Source organism: Rahnella bruchi (genome assembly GCF_003614975.1).
Taxonomy (GTDB): Bacteria; Pseudomonadota; Gammaproteobacteria; order Enterobacterales; family Enterobacteriaceae; genus Rahnella; species Rahnella bruchi.
The window spans coordinates 19366-43120 of the sequence record NZ_QZWI01000015.1; the positions used below are offsets into that span (position 1 = coordinate 19366).

18 protein-coding genes, 4 tRNA genes and 1 other RNA gene are annotated in these 23755 nt (G+C 52.4%); 19 read left to right on the forward strand and 4 right to left on the reverse strand.

All coding sequences use genetic code 11. The annotated features are described in order from the left end of the window. Window positions 1-125: 125 nt before the first annotated feature. Window positions 126-2150, forward strand: coding sequence for a DNA helicase Rep (rep, locus tag D5398_RS20195; protein ID WP_120509230.1), 2025 nt, complete (start codon window positions 126-128; stop codon window positions 2148-2150). A 74-nt stretch (window positions 2151-2224) separates the two neighbouring features. Here rep and gppA read toward each other — a convergent pair whose 3' ends face one another. Together gppA and rhlB are read right to left on the reverse strand one after the other, a co-directional pair. After that, a complete protein-coding gene (gene gppA / locus D5398_RS20200) occupies window positions 2225-3715 on the reverse strand; it encodes a guanosine-5'-triphosphate,3'-diphosphate diphosphatase (RefSeq protein WP_120509231.1) in 1491 nt (496 codons plus the stop codon). Between the two features lie 6 nt (window positions 3716-3721). Beyond that, on the reverse strand, window positions 3722-5014 hold the full coding sequence (gene rhlB, locus D5398_RS20205; protein ID WP_120509232.1) for an ATP-dependent RNA helicase RhlB: 1293 nt from the start codon (window positions 5012-5014) through the stop codon (window positions 3722-3724). Between the two features lie 117 nt (window positions 5015-5131). Here rhlB and trxA point away from each other — a divergent pair, with 117 nt between their 5' ends. From trxA to D5398_RS20295, 18 genes are all read left to right on the forward strand, one after another. Next, complete coding sequence (gene trxA / locus D5398_RS20210; protein ID WP_120509233.1) at window positions 5132-5458, forward strand: thioredoxin TrxA; 327 nt, start codon at window positions 5132-5134, stop codon at window positions 5456-5458. Between the two features lie 415 nt (window positions 5459-5873). Beyond that, entirely contained in the window at window positions 5874-7133 is a 1260-nt protein-coding gene (gene rho, locus D5398_RS20215; protein WP_013577536.1) for a transcription termination factor Rho, read from the forward strand. A gap of 289 nt (window positions 7134-7422) precedes the next feature. Further along, window positions 7423-8508: a UDP-N-acetylglucosamine--undecaprenyl-phosphate N-acetylglucosaminephosphotransferase gene (gene wecA / locus D5398_RS20220; RefSeq protein WP_120509234.1), complete on the forward strand. Its 1086-nt coding sequence runs from the start codon at window positions 7423-7425 to the stop codon at window positions 8506-8508. Between the two features lie 44 nt (window positions 8509-8552). Next, window positions 8553-9605 carry an ECA polysaccharide chain length modulation protein gene (gene wzzE, locus D5398_RS20225; RefSeq protein WP_120509311.1) on the forward strand — a complete coding sequence of 351 codons (1053 nt, stop codon included), beginning with the start codon at window positions 8553-8555 and terminating at the stop codon, window positions 9603-9605. Next, a complete protein-coding gene (gene wecB, locus D5398_RS20230) occupies window positions 9602-10732 on the forward strand; it encodes a non-hydrolyzing UDP-N-acetylglucosamine 2-epimerase (RefSeq protein ID WP_120509235.1) in 1131 nt (376 codons plus the stop codon). The genes wzzE and wecB overlap by 4 nt, the downstream gene beginning before the upstream one ends. Then, window positions 10729-11991 carry a UDP-N-acetyl-D-mannosamine dehydrogenase gene (wecC, locus tag D5398_RS20235; protein WP_120509236.1) on the forward strand — a complete coding sequence of 421 codons (1263 nt, stop codon included), beginning with the start codon at window positions 10729-10731 and terminating at the stop codon, window positions 11989-11991. The genes wecB and wecC overlap by 4 nt, the downstream gene beginning before the upstream one ends. Continuing rightward, window positions 11982-12692, forward strand: a complete 711-nt coding sequence (gene rffC / locus D5398_RS20240; RefSeq protein WP_208646036.1) for a dTDP-4-amino-4,6-dideoxy-D-galactose acyltransferase — start codon at window positions 11982-11984, stop codon at window positions 12690-12692. The genes wecC and rffC overlap by 10 nt, the downstream gene beginning before the upstream one ends. 4 nt (window positions 12693-12696) lie before the next feature. After that, entirely contained in the window at window positions 12697-13827 is a 1131-nt protein-coding gene (gene rffA, locus D5398_RS20245; protein ID WP_120509238.1) for a dTDP-4-amino-4,6-dideoxygalactose transaminase, read from the forward strand. 1 nt (window position 13828) lies between these two features. Then, the gene (wzxE, locus tag D5398_RS20250) at window positions 13829-15079 is read left to right on the forward strand and encodes a lipid III flippase WzxE (RefSeq protein ID WP_120509239.1); all 1251 of its coding nucleotides are present in this window, start codon (window positions 13829-13831) and stop codon (window positions 15077-15079) included. After that, entirely contained in the window at window positions 15076-16158 is a 1083-nt protein-coding gene (locus D5398_RS20255; protein WP_120509240.1) for a TDP-N-acetylfucosamine:lipid II N-acetylfucosaminyltransferase, read from the forward strand. Before wzxE ends, D5398_RS20255 begins: the two co-directional genes overlap by 4 nt. Beyond that, window positions 16155-17534, forward strand: a complete 1380-nt coding sequence (wzyE, locus tag D5398_RS20260; protein WP_120509241.1) for an ECA oligosaccharide polymerase — start codon at window positions 16155-16157, stop codon at window positions 17532-17534. The genes D5398_RS20255 and wzyE overlap by 4 nt, the downstream gene beginning before the upstream one ends. Then, window positions 17518-18258: a lipopolysaccharide N-acetylmannosaminouronosyltransferase gene (gene wecG / locus D5398_RS20265; RefSeq protein WP_120509242.1), complete on the forward strand. Its 741-nt coding sequence runs from the start codon at window positions 17518-17520 to the stop codon at window positions 18256-18258. Before wzyE ends, wecG begins: the two co-directional genes overlap by 17 nt. A gap of 238 nt (window positions 18259-18496) precedes the next feature. After that, entirely contained in the window at window positions 18497-19891 is a 1395-nt protein-coding gene (thrP, locus tag D5398_RS20270; RefSeq protein ID WP_120509243.1) for a bifunctional threonine/serine APC transporter ThrP, read from the forward strand. 143 nt (window positions 19892-20034) lie between these two features. After that, window positions 20035-20111, forward strand: a tRNA-Arg gene (locus tag D5398_RS20275). 68 nt (window positions 20112-20179) lie between these two features. Further along, a tRNA-His gene (locus D5398_RS20280) sits at window positions 20180-20255 on the forward strand. Window positions 20256-20284: 29 nt separating this feature from the next. Continuing rightward, window positions 20285-20370: transfer RNA gene (locus D5398_RS20285), tRNA-Leu, on the forward strand. Between the two features lie 59 nt (window positions 20371-20429). Further along, window positions 20430-20506 (forward strand) — tRNA-Pro (locus tag D5398_RS20290). 34 nt (window positions 20507-20540) lie between these two features. After that, a non-coding RNA gene (locus D5398_RS20295) (RtT sRNA) lies at window positions 20541-20670 on the forward strand. Window positions 20671-21392: 722 nt separating this feature from the next. Here D5398_RS20295 and hemY read toward each other — a convergent pair. Further along, on the reverse strand, window positions 21393-22589 hold the full coding sequence (gene hemY, locus D5398_RS20300; RefSeq protein WP_120509244.1) for a protoheme IX biogenesis protein HemY: 1197 nt from the start codon (window positions 22587-22589) through the stop codon (window positions 21393-21395). A gap of 3 nt (window positions 22590-22592) precedes the next feature. Beyond that, a complete protein-coding gene (hemX, locus tag D5398_RS20305; RefSeq protein ID WP_120509245.1) occupies window positions 22593-23744 on the reverse strand; it encodes a uroporphyrinogen-III C-methyltransferase in 1152 nt (383 codons plus the stop codon). Between the last annotated feature and the right edge of the window lie 11 nt (window positions 23745-23755).

Here is a 23755-nt window from a genome sequence, read left to right on the forward strand (position 1 = left end):
CAACCACCTGAGTGGAATCCGGCCTGCGTTCCGGGATGACAAATTGCCCGATAAAGCCAGTCAATCTTGGAAGACGTTTCTGCTACAATCGCCGTCCTTGTCTATCAGGTGAGCAAAAATACGCCATGCGATTAAACCCCAGCCAACAAAACGCCGTCGAATTCGTCGCCGGACCCTGCCTGGTTCTGGCGGGGGCTGGCTCCGGTAAAACCCGGGTAATTACCAATAAAATCGCACACCTGATCCGTGAATGTGGCTATCAGGCGCGTCACATTGCGGCCGTCACCTTTACCAATAAAGCTGCGCGTGAAATGAAAGAGCGTGTCGGGCAAACCCTCGGACGCAAAGAAGCGCGGGGCTTGCTGATTGCGACGTTCCATACGCTCGGGCTGGAAATCATTAAACGTGAATTTGCCGCGCTGGGGATGAAATCAAACTTCTCCTTATTTGATGATCAGGACCAGCTGGCGCTGCTCAAAGAGCTGAGTGAGAAATGGCTTGAGAACGACAAGGCGTTGCTGCAGCAGCTGGTTTCGACGATCTCCAACTGGAAAAACGATCTTATTGATCCTTCTCATGCCGCCGGGCTGGCACGATCAGAGCGTGATCAGATCTTCGCGCACTGCTACAGCCTTTATCATGACCACATGCGTGCCTGTAATATTCTCGATTTCGATGACCTGATCCTGCTGCCGACCCTGCTGTTGCAGAAAAATGAAGAAGTCCGTGAGCGCTGGCAGAACAAGCTGCGTTATCTGCTGGTCGATGAATATCAGGACACCAACACCAGCCAGTACATGATGGTGAAATTACTGGTCGGTAACCGCGCACGCTTCACCGTGGTGGGCGATGATGACCAGTCGATTTACTCCTGGCGTGGCGCGCGTCCGCAAAACCTGGTGCTGCTGAAAGAAGATTTCCCGCAGTTGCAGGTCATTAAGCTGGAGCAGAATTACCGTTCCACGCAACGGATCCTGAAAGCCGCCAACATTCTGATCGCCAACAATCCGCATGTGTTCGAGAAACGTCTGTTCTCTGAACTGGCATATGGCGAGTCACTGAAAGTTGTCACGGCGAATAATGAAGACCATGAAGCAGAACGCGTCGTGGGTGAGCTAATTGCGCATCACTTCATTAATAAAACCGCTTACGGCGATTACGCGATTTTGTATCGCGGGAACCACCAGTCACGCCTGTTTGAAAAAATGCTGATGCAGAACCGCATCCCGTACCGGATTTCCGGCGGCACTTCCTTCTTCTCTCGTCCTGAAATTAAAGACCTGCTGGCGTATTTGCGTGTACTGACCAATCCCGATGATGACAGCGCATTCCTGCGAATTGTGAATACGCCACGCCGTGAAATCGGCGCCGCAACATTGCAAAAACTGGGCGAGTGGGCGAATCAGCGTAACAAAGGGTTGTTCAAAGCCAGTTTTGATATGGGGCTGAGCCAGTCTCTGACAGGGCGCGGGCTGGAATCCCTGCAACGTTTCACGCACTGGATGGGCAATATTTCCGCACTGGCAGAACGTGAACCGGTCGCTGCCGTAAGAGATTTGATCCACGGTGTTGATTACGAAAGCTGGTTGTTCGAAACCTCGCCGAGCCCTAAAGCAGCGGAAATGCGAATGAAAAACGTCAATCAGCTGTTCAGCTGGATGACGGAAATGCTCGAAGGCACTGATCTGGATGAGCCAATGACGCTCACCCAGGTGGTCACGCGCTTTACCCTGCGCGACATGATGGAACGTGGCGAGAATGACGAAGAGCTGGATCAGGTTCAGCTGATGACGCTGCATGCCTCTAAAGGTCTGGAATTCCCGTATGTCTATCTGGTCGGTATGGAAGAGGGGCTTTTACCGCATCAGAGCAGCATTGACGAAGACAACGTGGATGAAGAGCGGCGTCTGGCCTACGTGGGGATCACACGCGCGCAGAAAGAACTGACGTTTACCCTTTGCCGCGAACGCCGTCAGTACGGCGAGCTGATCCGCCCGGAGCCGAGCCGCTTCCTGCTGGAGTTACCACAGGACGATCTGGCGTGGGAAAGTGAGCGCAAAGTAGTGAGCGCGCAGGAACGCATGGTGAAAGGGCAAAGCCATCTGGAAAAAATCCGCGAACAGCTGGCGAAAGCCAAAAACGGAAATTAAGCATGAATCACAAAAAAAGCAGAGGCTGATAACTCAGGCTCTGCTTTTTGGTAATGATTTATCAGACCAGCAGTTTACTGCTCTTCGACAAACAGCGGCCAGTGGACATAACTTTGCCAGTGGCTTTCCTGTTCTAACTCTTCAGCGCGCAGCGGATGCTGTTCCAGCCAGCCCTGCGGCACAATCACACTCAGCTCATCATCATTGGCACGTAAACGCACCGCAGGCAATGTGTCGTCGCGACGACGGCTGGCAAAGATAATCGCCAGTCGCATGATGCGGCAAAGACGTTGCGCCTGACGCGGCGGAAGGGCGTTTTGCTCGTTAAGCAGCGGTAAATCCAGCGTGCCATTCTGATTTTGCAAAAGCGTTGCCAGCAGCTTTTTTTGCGCAGGCGTGAAGCCCGGCAAATCCAGATGACGGATCAGATACGCGGCGTGATGTGGCGCTTTTTTGAAATCGACACTCAGTCCGATTTCGTGGATCAGACAGGCGCTGTTGAGTAAATCACGGGCGCGGGCATCCAGTTTCCATTCCTGTGCCACCTGCAGCGAAAAGTTTTCTGCCAGTTGCGCCACACGTTCTGCCTGTTCATTATCGAGCAGATAACGGCGTTGCAAATTTCGCAGCGTACGCTGGCGGATATCCTGCTCAATAGGCAAATGCAGCATGCCATAGACCAGACCTTCACGCAGTGCACCGCCTGCCAGAGTCATCATTTCGATGTTCAGCGTTTTGAAGATGGCGATCAGAATGGACAGTCCGCTAGGGAAAACCAGCGCGCGTTCGAGTGTCAGGCCTTCAATTTCCAGCTCTTCCAGTTTGCCGCACTGAATGGCGCGCTGTTTGAGTTGCTGAAGTTTAGGCAGCGTGATGCGTTCATCCATGCCCTGAGCGACCATGATTTCCTGCAATGCCTGCACGGTACCGGAAGCGCCGACGCAAATCTGCCAGCCGTTAGCTATCAGTTCAGGAGCAACAGGAAGGATCATATCGATCGCGGCCTGTTCGGCCTGATCGAAGTTTTCTTTGGCCAGATTGCGGTCAGTAAAATAGCGCTCAAGCCACGTCACACAACCCATTGAAAGGCTGAACAGCGTAGTAGCCTGCGCGCCGACACCAGTGACCAGCTCTGTGCTGCCGCCACCAATATCAACGACCAGACGTTTATCCGGGCCGCCCGTCGTATGGGCAACACCGTGATAAATCAGACGCGCTTCTTCTTCGCCGGAGATAACCTGAATCGGACAGCCGAGGATTTCCTGTGCTTTACCCAGAAATTCATCAGCATTGCTGGCAAGCCGCAGCGTTGCGGTGGCAACGACGCGGATTTGATCCCGGGGGATGTCCTGCAATCTTTCAGAAAACAGCCTCAGGCATTGCCAGCCACGCTGCATGGCATCCTGAGAAAGCAGGTTTTGTTTATCCAGACCGGCAGCCAGACGCACTTTGCGTTTAATTCTGGCGAGGGTCTGGATACTGCCTGCCACCTCACGAACAACCAGCATGTGAAAGCTGTTAGAGCCCAGATCAATCGCTGCATAAAGTGAGGTGGAGCTAAGCATAGGTTATCAGCCCGGACGTTTACGGTTGCTACGTGGTGCACTGCTGCGACGTGAAGACGAATTGCTGTTGCGACGCGGGCCGTTACCGGTACGCGAGCGGGCAAGACGTTTTGCAGGAGGCAAATCAGCTAACAGCGCATCGCTGTTGTATTTACTGACCGGAATGCTGTGGCCGGTATAGGTTTCGATCGCCGGCAGATTCAGGGCATATTCTTCACACGCCAGGCTGATGGAATGACCACTCAGACCCGCGCGACCGGTACGGCCAATGCGGTGAACGTAGTCTTCGCAATCGTCAGGCAGGTCATAGTTAAAGACGTGCGTCACGGCAGGAATGTGCAAGCCACGGGCAGCAACGTCGGTTGCAACCAGAATATCCAGCGTACCTTTGGTGAAATCTTCCAGAACGCGCAGACGTTTTTTCTGCGGAACGTCGCCGGTCAGCAAGCCAACGCGATGTCCATCGGCAGCCAGGTGGCCCCAGACGTCTTCACAGCGATGTTTGGTGTTCGCGAAGATAATGCAGCGGTCTGGCCATTCTTCTTCAATCAGCGTCTGCAACAGGCGCATTTTTTCTTCATTTGAAGGGTAGAACAGCTCTTCCTGAATACGGTGACCGGTTTTTTGTTCCGGTTCGATTTCAATCGACTCGGCATTGTTCATGTTTTCGAACGCCAGTTCTTTCACACGATAGGAAAGCGTTGCTGAGAACAGCATGTTCAGGCGTTGATTAGCAGGCGGCATCCGGCGGAACAACCAGCGGATATCTTTGATGAAGCCAAGATCGAACATACGATCTGCTTCGTCCAGTACCACCACCTGAATCGCGCCCAGGTCGATGTGGTTCTGTTTGGTGTAATCGATTAAACGGCCGGTGGTTCCGATCAGGATGTCCACGCCGCTTTCCAGCACTTTAAGCTGTTTGTCGTAACCGTCGCCGCCATAGGCCAGACCTAATTTCAGTCCGGTAGATTCAGATAATGCTTCGGCGTCGGAGTGGATCTGCACCGCGAGTTCACGCGTAGGTGCCATGATCAAGGCACGCGGCTGGTTAGTCTGACGACCTTCCGCAGCAGGGTTAGAAAGCAGATAATGGAAAGTAGACGCTAGAAAAGCCAGCGTCTTGCCGGTACCGGTTTGCGCCTGACCTGCAACATCACGCCCAGCGAGCGTGATCGGCAATGCCAATGCCTGAATTGGCGTACAGTAATGGAACCCTTTCTTTTCAAGGGCTTCTACTGCCAGCGGGTGCAGGGCGAAGTCGGAAAACTTCTGTTCGGTCAAGTGTGTTTTGCTCATAGTGTGGTAGAATATCAGCTAACTATTGCTTTACGAAAGCGTATCCGGTGAAATAAAGTCAACCTGATGTTGGTTAATGCTACATCAACAAGGTAAAGATAATCCTTTGGAGTAAACATGAGCGATAAAATTATTCACCTGACCGATGACAGTTTCGACAACGACGTATTGAAAGCCGAAGGGCTGGTGCTGGTCGATTTCTGGGCAGAGTGGTGCGGACCATGCAAAATGATCGCTCCGATTCTGGATGAGATTGCCACTGAGTTCGAAGGCAAGCTGACCATCGCGAAACTGAATATCGATGACAACCCAGGTACTGCACCTAAATACGGCATCCGTGGTATTCCTACCCTGCTGTTATTTAAAGGCGGCGAAGTCGCAGCAACTAAAGTTGGCGCACTGTCGAAAGGTCAGCTGAAAGAGTTCTTAACAGCTAATCTGTAATCGGTCGGGATGACCAAAGCCAGGTGTTTAGCGGGCTGCCGTGTTTTTCACATTGTCCGCTAGACGCCTGTCAAGAAGCGTGCTAAGTTTACGCTTACTGCAAATAGAGCTTACCTGTAGTTTGATTCTTACGTTTTACTCTGTTGTGTCAAAAACATCTGCCTATAAAGTTTCTTTGAATAATAATTAAATTGAACTGGCACTGTGCTTGACCATCTAACGGTTTTGACAAAATCGGCTTTAAGACACCTTCAATATCAGCATTACCCCTCAAGAATCGCCCGCGAGCGACTGCCTGCGGCTGGATTTCTGGGCTGTTATTTGAGTGTCATACAATAAACAGGCATGGATGACCCTGCCATACCCATTCACGACAGATGTTCGAGACATACCCCGAGTTTAAGAACCCACCATTATGAATCTTACCGAATTAAAGAATACGCCGGTCTCTGACCTGATTGCACTCGGCGAAAATATGGGACTGGAAAACCAGGCCCGCATGCGCAAGCAAGACATTATCTTTTCAATATTGAAGCAGCATGCGAAAAGCGGAGAAGACATCTTCGGTGATGGCGTACTGGAGATATTGCAGGATGGATTTGGTTTCCTCCGCTCCGGAGACAGTTCCTACCTCGCAGGCCCCGACGACATCTACGTATCACCAAGCCAAATCCGCCGCTTCAACCTTCGCACTGGCGACACCATTTCCGGTAAAATCCGTCCACCTAAAGAAGGTGAACGCTATTTTGCCCTGTTGAAAGTTAACGAAGTTAACTACGACAAACCAGAAAACGCCCGCAGCAAAATCTTGTTCGAAAACTTAACCCCTCTGCATGCAAACTCACGTCTGCGTATGGAACGTGGTAACGGTTCAACAGAAGATTTGACCGCTCGCGTACTTGACTTAGCTTCCCCGATTGGCCGTGGCCAACGTGGTCTGATTGTTGCACCGCCGAAAGCCGGTAAAACCATGCTGCTGCAAAACATCGCTACCAGCATTGCGTACAACCATCCTGATTGCGTACTGATGGTTCTGCTAATTGACGAACGTCCGGAAGAAGTGACCGAGATGCAACGTCTGGTAAAAGGTGAAGTTATCGCTTCTACCTTTGACGAGCCTGCATCCCGTCACGTCCAGGTAGCCGAAATGGTTATCGAGAAGGCGAAGCGTCTGGTTGAGCATAAGAAAGACGTTATCATTTTGCTGGACTCCATCACCCGTCTGGCGCGTGCCTACAACACCGTAGTTCCAGCGTCAGGTAAAGTCCTGACCGGTGGTGTGGACGCCAACGCCCTGCACCGTCCAAAACGTTTCTTCGGTGCTGCACGTAACGTGGAAGAGGGCGGAAGCCTGACCATCATCGCGACGGCGCTGGTCGATACCGGTTCTAAAATGGATGAAGTTATCTATGAAGAATTCAAAGGTACCGGCAACATGGAACTGCATCTGGCGCGTAAAATCGCTGAGAAACGTGTATTCCCTGCGATTGATTACAACCGCTCAGGTACCCGTAAAGAAGAGCTGCTGACTACGTCTGAAGAGCTGCAAAAAATGTGGATCCTGCGCAAAATCATTCACCCAATGGGTGAGATTGATGCGATGGAATTCCTCATCAACAAGCTCGCCATGACCAAAACCAATGACGACTTCTTCGACATGATGAAACGTTCGTAATTTGGTGTAAAACTCAGTCTAACGCCACGCTCAGTCGTGGCGTTTTTTGCTTTTGGTAGCTACCATAATGCTACTTTTGAGAAAATTGTCAGACTATTCGGATAATAGCTGATGGTTTTTCAGATGCCCTTTCTTTACTTTGTCGGTTGATTAACTGGGAAATGGCAGCAGATAAGGTCTTGCACGAGACCAAACCATAACTGTCACCATAGGATATGATTTAAGGCTGTGAGGTTTATGATGTTTTCGCTCCCCCGCACCTTATTTTTGCAGAAGAGATCTCTTAACTGTGAATTTACTCAATATGAGTACTGAGCTAGCTGTTGTCTTCGTATTTTCATTCCTCTTTTTGTTCGTTGCCAGGAAGGTCGCGAATAAAATAGGACTCGTTGATAAACCCAATTTTCGTAAACGTCACCAGGGTCTGATCCCGCTGGTGGGTGGCATCTCTGTCTATGCTGGCGTTTGCTTTGCCTTTCTGATCACCAATTACACTATTCCACACGGCAGGCTTTATCTCGCCTGCGCCGGTCTGCTGGTGCTCGTCGGCGCACTGGACGACCGGTACGATATCAGTGTCAAAATCCGCGCCATGGTTCAGGCCGTCGTCGCTATCGCGATGATGAGTTTTGCTGGCCTCAACCTGCGCAGTCTCGGCCATCTGATAGGCCCGTGGGAAATGGTATTAGGCCCGTTTGGCTACCTCATCACCCTGTTTGCCGTATGGGCGGCCATCAATGCCTTTAATATGGTCGATGGCATCGACGGATTACTGGGCGGACTGTCTTGTGTCAGCTTTGGTTCCTTGGGCATCATCATGTATGACAGCGGGCACATGGAGCTGGCGTTGTGGTGCTTTGCCATGATTGCTGCCATCGTTCCTTATATTCTGCTCAATCTGGGTGTTTTGGGGCCGCGCTATAAAGTCTTTATGGGCGATGCGGGTAGTACGCTGATTGGGTTCACCGTGATTTGGATCCTTTTGCAAAGCACGCAAGGGGAATCACACCCTATGAACCCGGTAACCGCGCTGTGGCTAATCGCCATTCCGCTGATGGACATGGTTGCCATCATGTACCGCCGCTTACGCAAAGGGATGAGCCCGTTCTCTGCCGACCGTCAGCACATTCATCATTTGATCATGCGGGCAGGTTTTACTTCCCGTCAGGCTTTTGTTCTGATCACATTAGCGGCAGCGCTCCTCGCGGGCGTTGGCGTGATTGGCGAGCATCTGAGTTTTGTGCCCGAATGGGTCATGCTGGCCTTATTTTTTGTTGCCTTTCTGTTGTACGGTATTTGTATTAAACACGCATGGCGTGTGGCGCGGTTTATTAAACGTATTAAAAGGCGTATGCGCCGTTCCTCCAATCAATAATCACTCTCTTAAGCAAGGGTATACTGGCTGTGGATAAACCAGAAATGATCAGAAACCAGAACGAACACGACATCGAGAATGAACTCGATATTCGCGGCCTGTGCTGCACGCTATGGAAAGGTAAATTCTGGATTGCTGGCCTGGCGATACTGTTTGCTTTGGTGGCTCTGGGTTCGTCTTATCTGATGAAACAGGAGTGGAGTTCCACGGCGATTACCGATCGTCCGACAGTGAACAATCTGTCCTCCTATTTCTCCCAGGCACAGTTTCTGCGCAATTTAGATATCCGAAATGCGCCGCCATCGGACGTCAGCCGTCCTGCGATTTCTGATGAAGCGTATAACGAGTTTGTTATGCAACTGGCCGCGTATGACACACGTCGTGATTTCTGGCTGCAAAGCCCTTATTACAAGCAGCGTCAGGAAAATGACCCGCGTTCCGATGCCGTTCTGCTCGATGAACTGATTAACGACATTCAGTTTACTGCGCGTGATGCGGCAAAAGTCCCGAATGACATTGTTAAACTGACGGCGGAAGACGCACCGGACGCCAACAAACTGTTGCGTCAGTATGTTGATTTCGCCAGCCAGCGCGCGGCACAGCATTTATATGATGAACTGGAAGGCGCGTGGGCCGCGCGTACCCAGTCCATGAAAGCACAGGTAAAGCGTCAGGAAGCTGTGGCGCAGGCTGTTTTCGCCCGCACGACCAACAACACCGAACAGGCACTAAAGATAGCTCAGCAGCAAAATATCAATAAAAGCGTGACCGATACGCCTGCCGAAGAGCTGCCAGATTCCGATATGTTCCTGTTGGGCGTGCCGATGTTGAAAGCGCGTCTGGAATTATTACAAGCTTCAGGTCCGGGTTTTGATCTCGATTACGATCAGAACCGCGCGATGCTTTCCACGCTGAATGTCGGCCCAACGCTCACTGCTAAATTCCAGACTTATCGTTATCTGAGAACACCGGAAGAGCCAGTAAAACGTGACAGTCCTCGCAGGGTATTACTGATGATTATGTGGGGCATTGTCGGTGGTTTAATCGGGGCTGGTGTGGCCCTGACTCGCCGTAAAAATAAGAGAAACACATTGTGAAAGTGTTGACGATTTTCGGCACTCGTCCGGAGGCCATTAAAATGGCCCCGCTGGTGCTCGCTTTGTCGCAGGATGCGGCATTTGAATCCAAAGTTTGTGTCACGGCTCAGCACCGTGAAATGCTCGACCAGGTATTACGCCTCTTTGAAATTACACCGGATTATGATCTTAACGTCATGAAACCGGGACAGGGGCTGACTGAAATTACCAGCCGCATTCTGACCGGGCTGAAACCCGTTCTCGATGAATTCCAGCCTGATGTTGTGTTGGTTCATGGCGATACGACGACCACTTTGTCGGCCAGCCTCGCCGCGTTTTATCACCAGATCCCTGTCGGTCATGTTGAGGCCGGATTGCGTACCGGTGACCTGTCCTCACCCTGGCCGGAAGAAGGCAACCGCCTGCTGACGGGGCACCTGGCTAAATGGCATTTCGCGCCTACGGAAAATGCCCGTGAAAATTTGCAGCAGGAAAATATTTCTCCGCAGGGCATTTTTGTCACTGGTAATACCGTGATTGATGCGCTGCTGTGGGTACGCGACCGCTTTAGCAGTGATGCGTCGCTGGCTCAGCAGCTGGCAGATAGCTATCCGTTTCTTGATGCCTCAAAAAAGCTAATCCTGGTCACCGGCCATCGCCGTGAAAGTTTCGGCGGTGGTTTCGAGCGGATCTGCTCAGCACTGGCCGATATTGCCCTCCAGCATCCGGACGTACAAATTGTTTACCCGGTGCATCTCAATCCCAACGTCAGTGAACCGGTAAACCGTATTCTGCAAGGCATTGATAATATCGTTCTGATTGATCCGCAGGACTATCTGCCGTTTGTTTATCTGATGGATAAAGCGTATCTGATCCTCACCGATTCCGGTGGTGTGCAGGAAGAAGCGCCGTCGCTGGGTAAACCGGTTCTGGTGATGCGCGAAACCACAGAACGTCCGGAAGCGGTGGATGCCGGAACAGTGAGGCTGGTTGGGACAGATCCCGCTAAAATAGTAGAGGAAGTGAATCGCCTGCTGAACGATGAAAACGAATACAACAGCATGAGCCGGGCGCACAATCCTTACGGTGACGGGCATGCCTGTCGCCATATTCTTGATGCTTTGAAAAATCATTGGGTATCACAATGAGTTTTAACACTATTTCTGTTATCGGCCTGGGTTACATCGGTTTACCTACCGCCGCCGCTTTTGCCTCCCGCCAGAAAAAAGTGGTGGGTGTGGATATCAATAATCACGCCGTGGAGACGATTAACCGCGGGGCTATTCATATCGTTGAGCCGGATCTCGATGTGCTGGTAAAGCGTGCAGTTGACGAAGGTTTCCTGCGCGCAGTCACACAGCCTGAATCTGCCGACGCTTTCCTGATTGCGGTACCGACGCCATTTAAAGGCGACCATCTGCCGGATATGAAATTCGTCGAATCCGCCGCCCGCTCGCTGTCTCCGGTTCTGAAGAAAGGCGATCTGATTATTCTGGAATCCACTTCGCCGGTTGGCGCGACGGAGCAGATGGCGCAGTGGCTGGCAGAAGCCCGTCCTGATCTGAGCTTCCCTCAGCAGGCCGGCGAGCAGTCTGATATCAATATTGCCTATTGTCCGGAACGTGTTTTGCCGGGGCAGGTGATGGTTGAGCTGATTAAAAATGACCGCGTGATTGGTGGCATGACCGCGGTTTGTTCACAGCGTGCCAGCGATTTGTACAACATTTTCCTTGAAGGGGAATGCGTCATTACCAACTCCCGCACCGCTGAAATGTGCAAACTGACCGAGAACAGTTTCCGTGACGTGAATATTGCGTTTGCGAACGAGTTATCACTGATTTGCGATGCGCAGGGGATTAACGTCTGGGAGCTGATCAGTCTGGCTAACCGCCATCCGCGTGTGAATATTTTACAACCGGGTCCGGGTGTCGGCGGCCACTGTATCGCAGTTGATCCGTGGTTTATTGTGGCGCAAAACCCTGAGCTGGCGCGGATGATCCGCACGGCGCGTGAAGTGAATGACAGCAAGCCGCACTGGGTGGTTGACCGCGTGAAAGCGGCGCTGGCGGATTGCCTGACCGTGACCGGCAAGCGTGCTGCTGACATCAAAATCGCCTGCTTCGGTCTGGCGTTCAAACCCAATATCGACGACCTGCGTGAAAGCCCGGCAGTGGAAGTCACCCATCTGATTGCCGACTGGCATTCTGGGGAAACATGGGCGGTTGAACCGAACGTTCATCAGCTTCCGGCCTCAATTGCCGGTAATGTCACGCTGCAACCGCTTGATCGTGCGCTGAAAGAAGCCGATCTGCTGGTGATGCTGGTCGATCACGCTCCTTTCAAAGCGATCCCTGCCGATCAGATTCGACAATCCTGGGTAGTGGACACCAAAGGCGTATGGCGATAAACCTGTCGTTGCGCGGCGTGCTTGAACCGCTCGTCTGGGAGAGTGATTTCTTCCGGCTGAAAAGCGCGCGACTGACACCTGACGCCGCAGCGACTGACATCACGACGCAGGCGCTGGATAACTATGCGCTGGTGCAGGCAAAAGTGGATGCGTCAGAAACGCACACCCTGGACGCGCTTTCGGCATTGGGTTTCCGGCTGGCAGAAGGTGAAACTGACCTTTGCGTGGCGGTAACTGCGCAGGATAACGTCCTGATGTCAGGCCGTCTGGCGGTGCCGGAAGATATTGCGGATGTGACGGCGATTGCCTGTCAGGCATTTCGCCACAGCCGTTTTCGTGCGCCCTGGTATCAGCCGGATGACAGCGCACGTTTTTACGCGATGTGGGCGGAAAAAGCAGTCCTAGGCACCTTTGATCATCTTTGCCTGTGGGCTGATGATGAACAGGGTAACGGACTGGGATTTGTTACCCTGCGGCGTCTTTCTGCAGATGAAGTAAGAATTGGCTTGCTGGCTGTGAAACCTGAGTTTCAGGGACAGGGAGCGGGCAAAAAGTTAATGGCGGCTGCGAAAAAATGGTGTGCTGAGCAGGGCGTGACGCGATTGTATGTCGCCACGCAAACCGGCAACCTCGCGGCCTTGAATCTTTATCTCGCCAGCGGTGGCAAAGTCACCCGCACGGCGTACTGGTTGTACAGGTGAAACGATGATCCCTTTTAATGCGCCACCGATTGTGGGTACTGAAATTGATTTCATGCGCGAGGCGATGAGCAGCGGCAAACTCTGTGGCGATGGCGGATTTACCCTGCGCTGTCAGAAATGGTTCGAACAACGTTTTAACTGCCCGAAAGTTTTGCTGACCCCTTCCTGTACCGCGTCTCTGGAAATGGCGGCGTTATTGCTCGACATCCAGCCTGGCGACGAAGTGATCATGCCGAGCTTCACCTTTGTTTCTACCGCCAATGCGTTTGTTCTGCGCGGCGCGAAAATCGTCTTTGTGGATGTCCGTCCGGACACCATGAACATCGATGAAACTCTGATTGAAGCGGCCATCACTGAAAAAACCAAAGTCATTGTTCCGGTGCATTACGCCGGGGTGGCCTGTGAAATGGACACCATTATGGCGCTGGCCGAAAAACATCATCTGTTTGTGGTGGAAGACGCCGCGCAGGGCGTGATGTCGACTTACAAAGGCAAGGCGCTGGGCACTATCGGTCACATCGGTTGTTTCAGTTTCCACGAAACCAAAAATTACACCGCAGGTGGCGAAGGCGGAGCAACGCTGATTAACGATCCGGCGCTGATTGATCGCGCAGAAATCATTCGCGAAAAAGGTACTAACCGCAGCCAGTTCTTCCGCGGGCAGGTGGATAAATACACCTGGCGCGACATCGGCTCCAGCTATCTGATGTCTGACTTACAGGCCGCGTATCTGTGGGGAAATCTGGATGCCGCTGAAAAGATTAATCAGCGTCGTCTGAGCATCTGGAACCAGTACTACGAAACGTTGCAGGATCTGGCCGACGCGGGGCGTGTTCAGCTGCCTTCAATCCCGCAGGATTGCGTGCAAAACGCCCACATGTTCTATGTGCGTCTGAACGATATCGAAGATCGTGATGCGTTTATTCGCCACATGAAAGCGGCGGATATCCTCACCGTCTTCCACTACATTCCTCTACACGCCTGTCCGGCAGGTGAAGATTTTGGCCGTTTCTCCGGCGTGGACTCTTTCACGACAAAAGAGAGCGAACGTCTGGTACGTCTGCCGCTGTTCTACAACATGACTGATGACACGCAGCGCACGGTAATTGCGGCCATGCTGCAATACTTCGCCTGACATGTCGCTGGCAAAAGCGTCCGTCTGGACCGCCGGTTCCACGCTGATTAAAATTGGTGCCGGGCTGCTGGTGGTGAAACTGCTGGCTGTGGCTTTCGGCCCTGATGGTGTCGGGCAGGCGGGGAATTTCCGCCAGCTGGTGACCGTGCTGGGTGTGTTATCCGGCGCTGGAATTTTCAACGGTGTCACCAAATACGTTGCCGAGCATCATGAAAATCCGGAGCGGCTTAAAGCCGTTCTCGGAACATCTTCCACGATGATTTTAGGTTTCTCGACAGTGCTGGCGGCTGTTTTTCTGCTGGCCGCCGGACCGGTGAGTGTCGCGCTGTTCGGTCATGACCGCTATCAGGCGGTGGTTCGCTTTGTGGCTTTTATTCAGATGGGCATCGCCTATGCCAACTATTTTCAGGCGATACTGAAAGGCTATCGCGATGCCATGGGCAACGCGCTGGCGGTGATCGGCGGCAGCCTGATTGGTCTTCTGGCCTATTTGTTGTGTTTCAAACTGGGCGGATATGAAGGCGCGCTGGCCGGACTGGCGCTGGTACCTGCGCTGGTTGTCCTGCCAGCGGGCGGTATGTTGTGGCGGCGAAAATCCTTCCCGCTGCACTATTTAAAGCCGGGCTGGGATCGCTTTATTGCCAGTCATTTAGGCAAGTTTACGCTGATGGCGCTGATCACATCCGTTACCTTGCCGGTCGCGTATGTGATGATGCGAAACCTGCTGGCGGAACATTACAGCTGGAAAGAGGTGGGGATCTGGCAGGGCGTGAGCAGTATTTCAGATGCCTATCTGCAATTCATTACCGCCTCTTTCAGCGTATATCTGTTACCGACATTATCGCGCCTGACCGACAAACGGGACGTCACGCGTGAGATAATGAAATCGCTGAAATTCGTTTTACCTGCGGTGGCCGCGGTCAGTTTTACCGTCTGGCTGCTGCGCGACTTCGCCATCTGGTTGCTCTTTTCAAAACAATTTATTGCGATGCGTGATTTGTTCGCCTGGCAATTGGTCGGCGATGTACTGAAAGTCGGCTCGTATGTTTTTGGGTATCTGGTGATCGCCAGAGCGTCATTGCGCTTTTATGTGCTGACTGAAATCAGCCAGTTCGCGTTACTGACCGGTTTTTCTCACTGGCTGATCCCGATACACGGTTCTCTTGGCGCTGCGCAGGCCTATATGGCGACCTACATCGTCTATTTCACCCTGTGTTGCACCGTTTTTGTTATCTATCGTAGACGAGCATGACAACGCTGATTCACGTTTTGGGCTCTGACATTCCCCACCATAATGTCACCGTACTGCGCTTTTTTAATGATGTTCTGGCCGAATCCGCGCCAGAAAAGCTGATCTGTCATTTTATGGTCGCAGCAGCGGATGCTTCCGCATTTTCTGAGTTCACGCGTCTGGATATTCGCGTTTATCCGGATAAAAAGACGCTGGCAGCGGCAGTTATTTCCCGCGCGCAGGACCGGACACATCACTTTTTCTTCCACGGTCAGTTTAATCCGACGCTCTGGCTGGCATTGCTGACGGGCAAAATTAAAGCGCGGCAGGTCAGCTGGCACATCTGGGGTGCAGATCTTTATGAATCGGCGGGAGGATTGAAATTCCGCCTGTTCTATCTGATGCGTCGTCTGGCACAGGGGCGTATCGGACATGTTTTCGCCACCCGCGGAGACCTGATCCATTTCCATCAGCGCCACCCCCGCGTGCCGTCTTCGTTGCTTTATTTCCCGACGCGAATGGATCCGGCACTGACGCAGGCTGCGGATCTGCCTGAGCCGCAAGGGCCGATGACGGTCCTGGTTGGCAACTCCGGCGACCGTACTAACCGCCATATTGAAGCGCTGCGTTCGTTGCATCGGCAGTTCGGTGCCAATATCCGGGTAATTATCCCGATGGGGTATCCGGCCAATAATGACGCGTATATCGAACAGGTTCGCAGTGAAGCGTTAAAGCTGTTTGCGCCCGAAAACATTGAACTGATGACCGGCGCGATGGCCTTTGACGACTATCTCAACGTGCTGCGCCGCTGTTCGCTGGGGTATTTTATTTTCGACCGCCAGCAGGGCATTGGGACGCAGTGTCTGTTAATCCAGTTTGGCGTGCCCTTTGTGGTCAGCCGTCAGAATCCATTCTGGCAGGATTTGGCTGAGCAGCATCTGCCGGTGCTGTTTTATGGTGATGCATTGGATGCCCGGACGGTGGCGGAAGCGCGCCGTCAGTTACTGAACGCTGACCGCGAAAATATCGCCTTCTTTAATCCGAATTACATTGCGGGCTGGGAGCAGGCACTGCTGCTGGCAGCGGGAGAGGCATCATGACACTGACACAGCTCGGTGGCTTGTCATTGGTGTATGCGTTCTCGCTGATGTTCATTCTGACGCTGACGTACAAAGAGTTTCGCCGCGTGCGTTTCAACTTCAACGTCTTGTTCTCGCTGCTTTACCTGCTGACTTTCTATTTTGGCTTCCCGCTGACCTGTCTGCTGGTTTTCCAGTTTGACGTGAAAGTCGTGCCGGTCGAAAACCTGTTGCAGGCCATGCTGGCAGCTACCTGTTTCTACGGCATCTACTATGTCAGCTACAAAACGCGGCTGAAGGCAAAACGTGACGGCCCCTCGCGCCCGCTGTTTACCATGAACCGGGTGGAAACCCATCTGACCTGGATGCTGCTGGCGCTGATTGCAGTGGTGACTGTTTCTGTCTTCTTTATGCACAACGGCTTTTTGCTGTTTAAACTGAAGTCCTACAGCCAGATCTTTTCCAGTGATGTTTCCGGTGTGGCGCTCAAGCGCTTCTTCTACTTCTTTATTCCGGCCATGCTGGTGGTCTTTTTCCTCAAGCCCGATGTGCGCCGCTGGCTGTTTTTCCTCGCCAGTACGGTAGCTTTTGGTTTCCTGACGTATGTGATCGTCGGCGGAACCCGCGCCAATATCATTATCGCGTTCGCCCTGTTTCTGTTTATCGGCATTGTCCGCGGCTGGATCAGCTTATGGATGCTGGCGGTGGCGGGCGTGCTGGGTATCGTCGGGATGTTCTGGCTGGCGCTTAAACGCTACGGTCTGAATGTCAGCGGTCCGGAAGCCATTTATACGTTCCTTTATTTGACGCGCGATACTTTCTCGCCGTGGGAGAATCTGGGGCTGTTGTTGCAAAACTACGACAAAATCAGTTTCCAGGGACTGGCTCCGATCGTGCGCGACTTCTATGTCTTTATCCCGAGCTGGCTGTGGCACGATCGCCCGGGCGTGGTGCTCAACACCGCCAACTACTTCACCTGGGATGTGCTGGATAACCATTCCGGTCTGGCGATTTCACCGACACTGATTGGCTCGCTGGTCGTGATGGGCGGCGTGTGGTTTATTCCACTGGGTGCGGTAGCTGTGGGTATGATCATCAAGTGGTTTGACTGGTTGTACGAAAAAGGCAAAGCAGATACCAACCGCTACAAAGCCGCCATCCTGCAAAGTTTTTGCTTTGGTGCGGTATTTAATATGATTGTGCTGGCCCGTGAAGGCGTTGATTCCTTCTTCTCACGGGTGGTCTTTTTCTGTGTTGTTTTCGGCGCATGTCTGGTGGTCGCCAAATTGTTGTACTGGATGTTTGACGCCGCCGGGTTGATACATGCCAAAATACCCCGCAAAAGAAACCTCATGGAGCCGCTGGCAGTAAGGAAGAGTCATGAATCTGGAGAGTAACGTTCCGCAGTACGACATCCGTGGGATCCGCCTTTGGGGCTTTCGCAACATGGAGCATTTTCTCGATTACCTTTTTGCCGGACATAAAGTGAAAACAGGTGCTCTGGTGGCGATGAATGCCGAGAAGGTGCTGACCGTCGAAAGTAATCCGGAGATGAGTGAGCTGATTGGCCGTGCGGAATACAAATATGCGGATGGCATCAGTATTGTGCGGGCTATCCGCCGTAAATACCCGCAGGCGCAGGTTTCGCGTATCGCCGGTGCAGATCTCTGGGAAGGACTGATGGAGCGCGCCGGTCGCGAAGGTACGCCAGTCTTTCTGATTGGCGGCAAACCTGAAGTTCTGGCACAAACGGAAGATAAGCTGCGTGCGCAGTGGAACGTGAACATTGTCGGCAGCCAGAATGGTTACTTTACGCCGGAGCAACGTGGCGCTTTATTTGAACGCGTCAGAAGCAGCGGGGCAGCTATTGTCACGGTGGCAATGGGGTCGCCGAAGCAGGAAATCCTGATGCGAGATTGCCGTCAGGTTCATCCTGACGCGCTCTATATGGGCATCGGAGGTACCTATGATGTTTTCACCGGACACGTTAAGCGGGCGCCAAAAATCTGGCAAAACATGGGGCTGGAATGGCTCTATCGCCTGATTTCACAGCCAAGTCGTTTGCGTCGCCAGCTGAAACTGCTCAAATTCGTTCGTTATTACTACACCGGTCGTCTGTAATGAATTCGCCGTTCTGAATCTTCAGGACGGCGTGTCACCTCTCATTTCTTCATTTTTTGCCTGCCTTTAGTACCCGCTATGCCAATCAATGCTTATCTTTCTCAATAGACGTTTGCAACTCTTCGGGAAATACGGAAACATAGCGCCGTTTTTCCGTCCTATACGGGCATTTCCATCATAAAAATAACATTCCGGTCCTTCCGGAAGGCAAACACAATTACAGAGAAATTGAGGATCTATGGCGAACCAAGAAGAGAAGGGTGGGCTACACCGGGGGCTTGAAGCCAGGCACATTGAGCTGATCGCACTGGGCGGCACTATCGGTGTCGGATTATTTATGGGCGCGGCGAGCACCCTGAAATGGGCCGGGCCGTCAGTGTTACTGGCGTATATTCTGGCCGGTGTATTCGTCTTCTTTATTATGCGCTCAATGGGTGAAATGCTGCACCTGGAACCCGTCGCCGGTTCGTTTGCGGTGTATGCGCATAAATACCTCGGGCCGTATTACGGCTATCTCACCGCGTGGAGTTACTGGTTCATGTGGATAGCGGTGGGGATATCGGAAATCACCGCGATTGGCGTTTACGCGCAGTACTGGTTCCCTGATTTACCCCAGTGGATCCCCGCGCTGGCTGCGGTGCTGATTGTCGCTGCGGCAAACCTCGCGGCGGTCAAACTGTATGGCGAGATGGAGTTCTGGTTTGCGCTGATCAAAATCACCACGATCATTGTGATGATCGTGGTCGGTCTGGCGGTCATTTTCTTCGGATTTGGTAATCACGGAGAAGCCGTTGGTTTTGCGAATCTGACGGCGCACGGCGGCTTCTTTGCAGGGGGCTGGAAAGGTTTCCTGTTTGCGTTGTGTATTGTGGTGGCGTCCTATCAGGGCGTGGAGCTGGTGGGGATTACCGCCGGTGAAGCGAAGAATCCGCAGGTTACGCTTAAACGCGCCATCAATAACATCCTGTGGCGTATCCTGATTTTCTACGTCGGCGCGATTTTCGTCATTATTACCATCTTCCCGTGGAACGAGATGGGTACGCATGGCAGCCCGTTTGTCCTGACCTTCGCGAAGATTGGTATCGCTTCTGCGGCAGGCATTATCAACTTTGTGGTGCTGACGGCGGCGCTGTCAGGCTGTAACAGCGGAATGTACAGCTGCGGGCGTATGCTCTATGCATTATCGCAGAATCGTCAGTTGCCTGCGTTCCTGAGCAAAGTCTCGAAAAGCGGCGTACCGGTTTACGGGATTGCGATCACCATTTTATGTCTGCTGGTCGGCTCGTGTCTGAACTACATCATCCCGAATCCTGAAAAAGTGTTCGTGTATGTCTACAGTGCCAGCGTCCTGCCGGGCATGGTGCCGTGGTTTGTGGTGCTGGTCAGCCAGCTCCGTTTTCGCGAGGCGCACAAAGAGAAACTGAAAAACCATCCGTTTAAATCGATTCTCTTCCCTTATACCAATTACCTGACATTGATTTTCCTGGTGTGTGTACTGGTGGGGATGGCGATTAATCCGGATACGCGGGTTTCTTTACTGGTAGGCGGTATTTTCATCGCGGCGGTGTCGCTGATATACTTCTGCCTCGGCATGCACAAACGTGCCGCGCTGACGGCGGAAAAAGCAAAATAACGCTGTAAGTCATGGGTGGGGAAGGGAAGGCGCTTACTTTTAAGGCGTATTGGATAAAGCGTAATCAAACGCAATATTTCTGAAAAAAAGCACTAGACAGCCAAGCGTTAAAACCGTAGTATCCCCACCCGCAACGGCGCTAAGCGCCCGTAGCTCAGCTGGATAGAGCGCTGCCCTCCGGAGGCAGAGGTCTCAGGTTCGAATCCTGTCGGGCGCACCATTTAGTATGCGCTAGAGTTGCGGTGAAATGTTGAAGTTTGACAGTTCACGTTAGTAGTTAGAGATATGGTGGCTATAGCTCAGTTGGTAGAGCCCTGGATTGTGATTCCAGTTGTCGTGGGTTCGAGCCCCATTAGCCACCCCACTCTAAAAATGATTTTGTGATTGTGACATGCGATGGTGGCGGAATTGGTAGACGCGCTAGCTTCAGGTGTTAGTGTCCTTCGGATGTGAGGGTTCGAGTCCCTCCCTTCGCACCACACACAAATTTCATTTAAATGATGCAGTTAGCATCATAAAGTAGTAAGATGCACGACATCGGCGAGTAGCGCAGCTTGGTAGCGCAACTGGTTTGGGACCAGTGGGTCGGAGGTTCGAATCCTCTCTCGCCGACCAATTCGAAGAAACCTGCTTTTTAAAGCAGGTTTTTTTTCGTCTGTAGTAAATGAGGATGAGAACCTCCGAAGGAGGTTTGAGCCGAGCGAAGCGAGACCACGTTGCTTTAGCAACGGCCCGCAGGGCAAGCATCGAAGATGCGCGTCATCCTCTCTCGCCGACCAATTCGAAGAAACCTGCTTTTTAAAGCAGGTTTTTTTTCGTGTGGAGTTTATGAGAATGAGCCTTTCTGGTCTTGTTGTTTATCTGCGACATTCGTACTTTTCTCTGTCTCTTTCAGGAGACACCTATCTTGTTGATAATTAAAGAGTCACATAAGCTGACATTCAAACGTCGTTTACCGGCGACAGAATGGCGGTGTACTGACCTATTCCTGTCTCCCGCAAAAACTCAGTTGTGCAGCCTGATAAAATAAAAACGTTAATTATTAGTGCAATAGAAAAATTTAAACAGATACTTGCCATCCTGGCACGCGTCCTGCAATATTCCCGCCGTAGATGCTCATTCCACCCATTATGTTTGCTCCGGCTTCATAAACCTGGGAATGATGCAGAGCCAATTTACAGTGCCTATTGTCATCCTGACCGATATCGCGCAAGCGTTATCATCCAGAAGGCAAAACGTTGAGTGAGGCACTAAATCTGTTGTCCTAGACCTGATTGTTTTTATACACCTGCCCATACGCAGGTGTTTTTTTTTGCCCGTACCCGTCATCCTTTGAGCTGCAGAGGTGTTGGCTGCTCTTAGTCACCCGGAACCACTGACTTATGTCAGCTCATCGGGATTCTTGCTTATGCCGCCTTTTAGCAACTCAAATGATTCTGGGTATAAGTATTGAAGACATAAAAAAGGCTCCCGAAGGAGCCTTTTGCAGACAGCAATTGAATCAGGGTTGCTGTGAATTATTCAGCGTCAGCATCAGCCCTTCACGGCGCATCTCTGCAGCTTCTGCCGGTTTATGCAGTTTATCCAGCGCATCAGCCAGCCACGCATAATCATACGCGTCAGGGCGTTGTTTCAGCGCTTCACGGAACGCATCGCTCGCCTGTTGCCATTCACCATGCTTCATCAGCAACTGACCCAGCGTGCTGCTCAGCAGCGGAGTGGTGCCATTTTGCTTAATGAGCTGGTGCAGGGTTTTTTCCAGTTGCTCAGGATTGCCCGAACGCAGTTTAGGCATCAGGGCGACCAGACGGTCGTCGTAATGACGTTTAAGACCGTCAAGTATCACTTCCTGCGCCAGATCCTGATCGTTGCATTCAATCAGATGCGTCGCCATTGCCACCTGCAACGCCACTTCATGACGGGTTTTGCGGCTCTGATCCTTCCACCAGCGTTTCAGGCCTTCGCTGCCTTCTTCTGCCATCAGCTGATTCATCATGCCGATATAAGCCTGTTCCTGAAGAACGCGGATTTCATCGTCACTACGGACATCGGCTTTGGCCATTGAAGGCAAAATTTCCAGCAACGAACCGTACGCGCCGGTACGCAGATAGGCCTGTTCCGCGAGACGTAAAACTTCCGGATGGCGTGGCGACTGTCCGAGTAAACGGTCAACGCCGTGGCGCGCGGCATGAATTTCACCCTGCGCCAGTTGGATGCGCACACGGGTGATATCCACCGGCATCTGATCGGTATCAGCGATTTCCGCCGCACGTTCCAGATACTGATTGGTGCGGATATCATCGCCGCGCTGCTGCGCCGCTTCCGCTGCCAGCAAATAGTTCACCACCGGTTGTTCGGCGTGATCGGCATTGCGTGCCAGCAGTTTTTCCATCTGGCGATGATCGCCTTCTGCCAGTTTGAGCATCGCAGCATGAGTTTGCTTACGTGCTTTAGAGCTTTTACGCCCGGCAAACCAGCCGCGGGTACGTGCACCGGTGCGCAGAACGCGTCGCAGGACCCATTCAATAAAGAACAGCACCAGAATCAGCACGACCAACATAATGACTAAACCGGTGACGCTGGTTTCAATGTTGTAGTTGTCTGTCTGGATCAGGACATAGCCCTGATGACCGGCGAGGATCGGGCCGACAATAATCCCGGCAAACACAATCAGGAATAATACGAAGACTCGTAACATGCGTTATTCCCCCTGCGTTGCGGCGGCGGGCTGCTGGAGCAGGTTACGCACGCGGGTCTGCATCAGTTTTTCCAGTAACGGCTGGCTTTTCAGCTCGTCCGGTACATCCATTGAAATGGATTGCTGACTGAGATTATCCAGTTCTTCCAGGAAAGCTTTGGTAGACGGGTCAGACGTATCAAAATAGGCGCGAACCCAGGTCGAAACGCTTTCCAGCGACTGTTTGTAGACTTCATCCTGATGACGCGGCACGGCCTGTGCGGCAATCAGCAGACGCGAACGGATATTTTCGCGCAGATACACATCCTGATTCGGTGCCAGCAACGGTTCAGCGCTGCTATCACGGCGGCGGATGGTGATAAAGTCATCCATAAAGTTGTGCCAGCTTTTGGTCAGGTTCTGACGCCATTCCGTCAATGAACCAGAAAGGCTTGAGCTGTCGTTGTCCATCGGGGAGTCGTCAGTGTCATTGTCGGCCAGGCGCAGGTTATCCACCTGATTTGACAGCTGATTCAGTTTAAGAATGATACCGTCGAAATCAACCTGTGCAACAGCAGACAGGCCGCCCACGTCTTCGTTCAGCGCGCGGCGCACGTCAATCAGGCTCGGGTCATTCATGTCAGCAAGGCTGGCATCGGCGCTTTTCAGCAGTGCAGCCGCAGTGGTGACATCCTGATCGCTCCACAGCTTGCGACCCGCCAGTTTCACCAGATAATCGGCCTGAGCCAGTAACCAGGTTTTGGCATCGCTGCCTGAAATGCTGGCAACTTTATCTTGTAACTCATTCAGCTGACGACCATACGACGCCTGCTGGCGATCAGCAGCCTGCTGAGTTTTATCCTGCTGAGCGAGCAGGGCAGCGATTTGCTGCTTATCCTGTTGCTGGCTTTTTTGCAGGGCATCAAGCTGTGCAGAAAGCGCCTCGTTGGAGGCGGCCTGGGCCAGCGATTGCTGGTGTCCGTGATAGTAAAGACCAGCACCAAGTGCGATCACTAATACAATCGCGATAGCGCCTAACACCGGCGCGGTACGTTGCTTTTTACGCAGCGTTGTCAGCTCCTGGTCACGGTCTGAAGCTTCTGGCTGGGGGCTCTCAACCGCTGGGGAGATAACAACATTCTCATCCGGCGCGGAAGGTTTTTTTTGTTCCGTCATTTTGGCACATC

What these genes read in the sequence shown, in the direction of transcription:
- rep (WP_120509230.1), top strand. Translation starts at nt 126, where the DNA reads ATGCGATTAAACCCCAGCCAACAAAACGCCGTCGAATTCGTCGCCGGA.
- gppA (WP_120509231.1), bottom strand. Translation starts at nt 3,715, where the DNA reads ATGCTTAGCTCCACCTCACTTTATGCAGCGATTGATCTGGGCTCTAAC.
- rhlB (WP_120509232.1), bottom strand. Translation starts at nt 5,014, where the DNA reads ATGAGCAAAACACACTTGACCGAACAGAAGTTTTCCGACTTCGCCCTG.
- trxA (WP_120509233.1), top strand. Translation starts at nt 5,132, where the DNA reads ATGAGCGATAAAATTATTCACCTGACCGATGACAGTTTCGACAACGAC.
- rho (WP_013577536.1), top strand. Translation starts at nt 5,874, where the DNA reads ATGAATCTTACCGAATTAAAGAATACGCCGGTCTCTGACCTGATTGCA.
- wzzE (WP_120509311.1), top strand. Translation starts at nt 8,553, where the DNA reads ATGATCAGAAACCAGAACGAACACGACATCGAGAATGAACTCGATATT.
- wecC (WP_120509236.1), top strand. Translation starts at nt 10,729, where the DNA reads ATGAGTTTTAACACTATTTCTGTTATCGGCCTGGGTTACATCGGTTTA.
- rffC (WP_208646036.1), top strand. Translation starts at nt 11,982, where the DNA reads ATGGCGATAAACCTGTCGTTGCGCGGCGTGCTTGAACCGCTCGTCTGG.
- rffA (WP_120509238.1), top strand. Translation starts at nt 12,697, where the DNA reads ATGATCCCTTTTAATGCGCCACCGATTGTGGGTACTGAAATTGATTTC.
- wzxE (WP_120509239.1), top strand. Translation starts at nt 13,829, where the DNA reads ATGTCGCTGGCAAAAGCGTCCGTCTGGACCGCCGGTTCCACGCTGATT.
- D5398_RS20255 (WP_120509240.1), top strand. Translation starts at nt 15,076, where the DNA reads ATGACAACGCTGATTCACGTTTTGGGCTCTGACATTCCCCACCATAAT.
- wzyE (WP_120509241.1), top strand. Translation starts at nt 16,155, where the DNA reads ATGACACTGACACAGCTCGGTGGCTTGTCATTGGTGTATGCGTTCTCG.
- wecG (WP_120509242.1), top strand. Translation starts at nt 17,518, where the DNA reads ATGAATCTGGAGAGTAACGTTCCGCAGTACGACATCCGTGGGATCCGC.
- thrP (WP_120509243.1), top strand. Translation starts at nt 18,497, where the DNA reads ATGGCGAACCAAGAAGAGAAGGGTGGGCTACACCGGGGGCTTGAAGCC.
- hemY (WP_120509244.1), bottom strand. Translation starts at nt 22,589, where the DNA reads ATGTTACGAGTCTTCGTATTATTCCTGATTGTGTTTGCCGGGATTATT.
- hemX (WP_120509245.1), bottom strand. Translation starts at nt 23,744, where the DNA reads ATGACGGAACAAAAAAAACCTTCCGCGCCGGATGAGAATGTTGTTATC.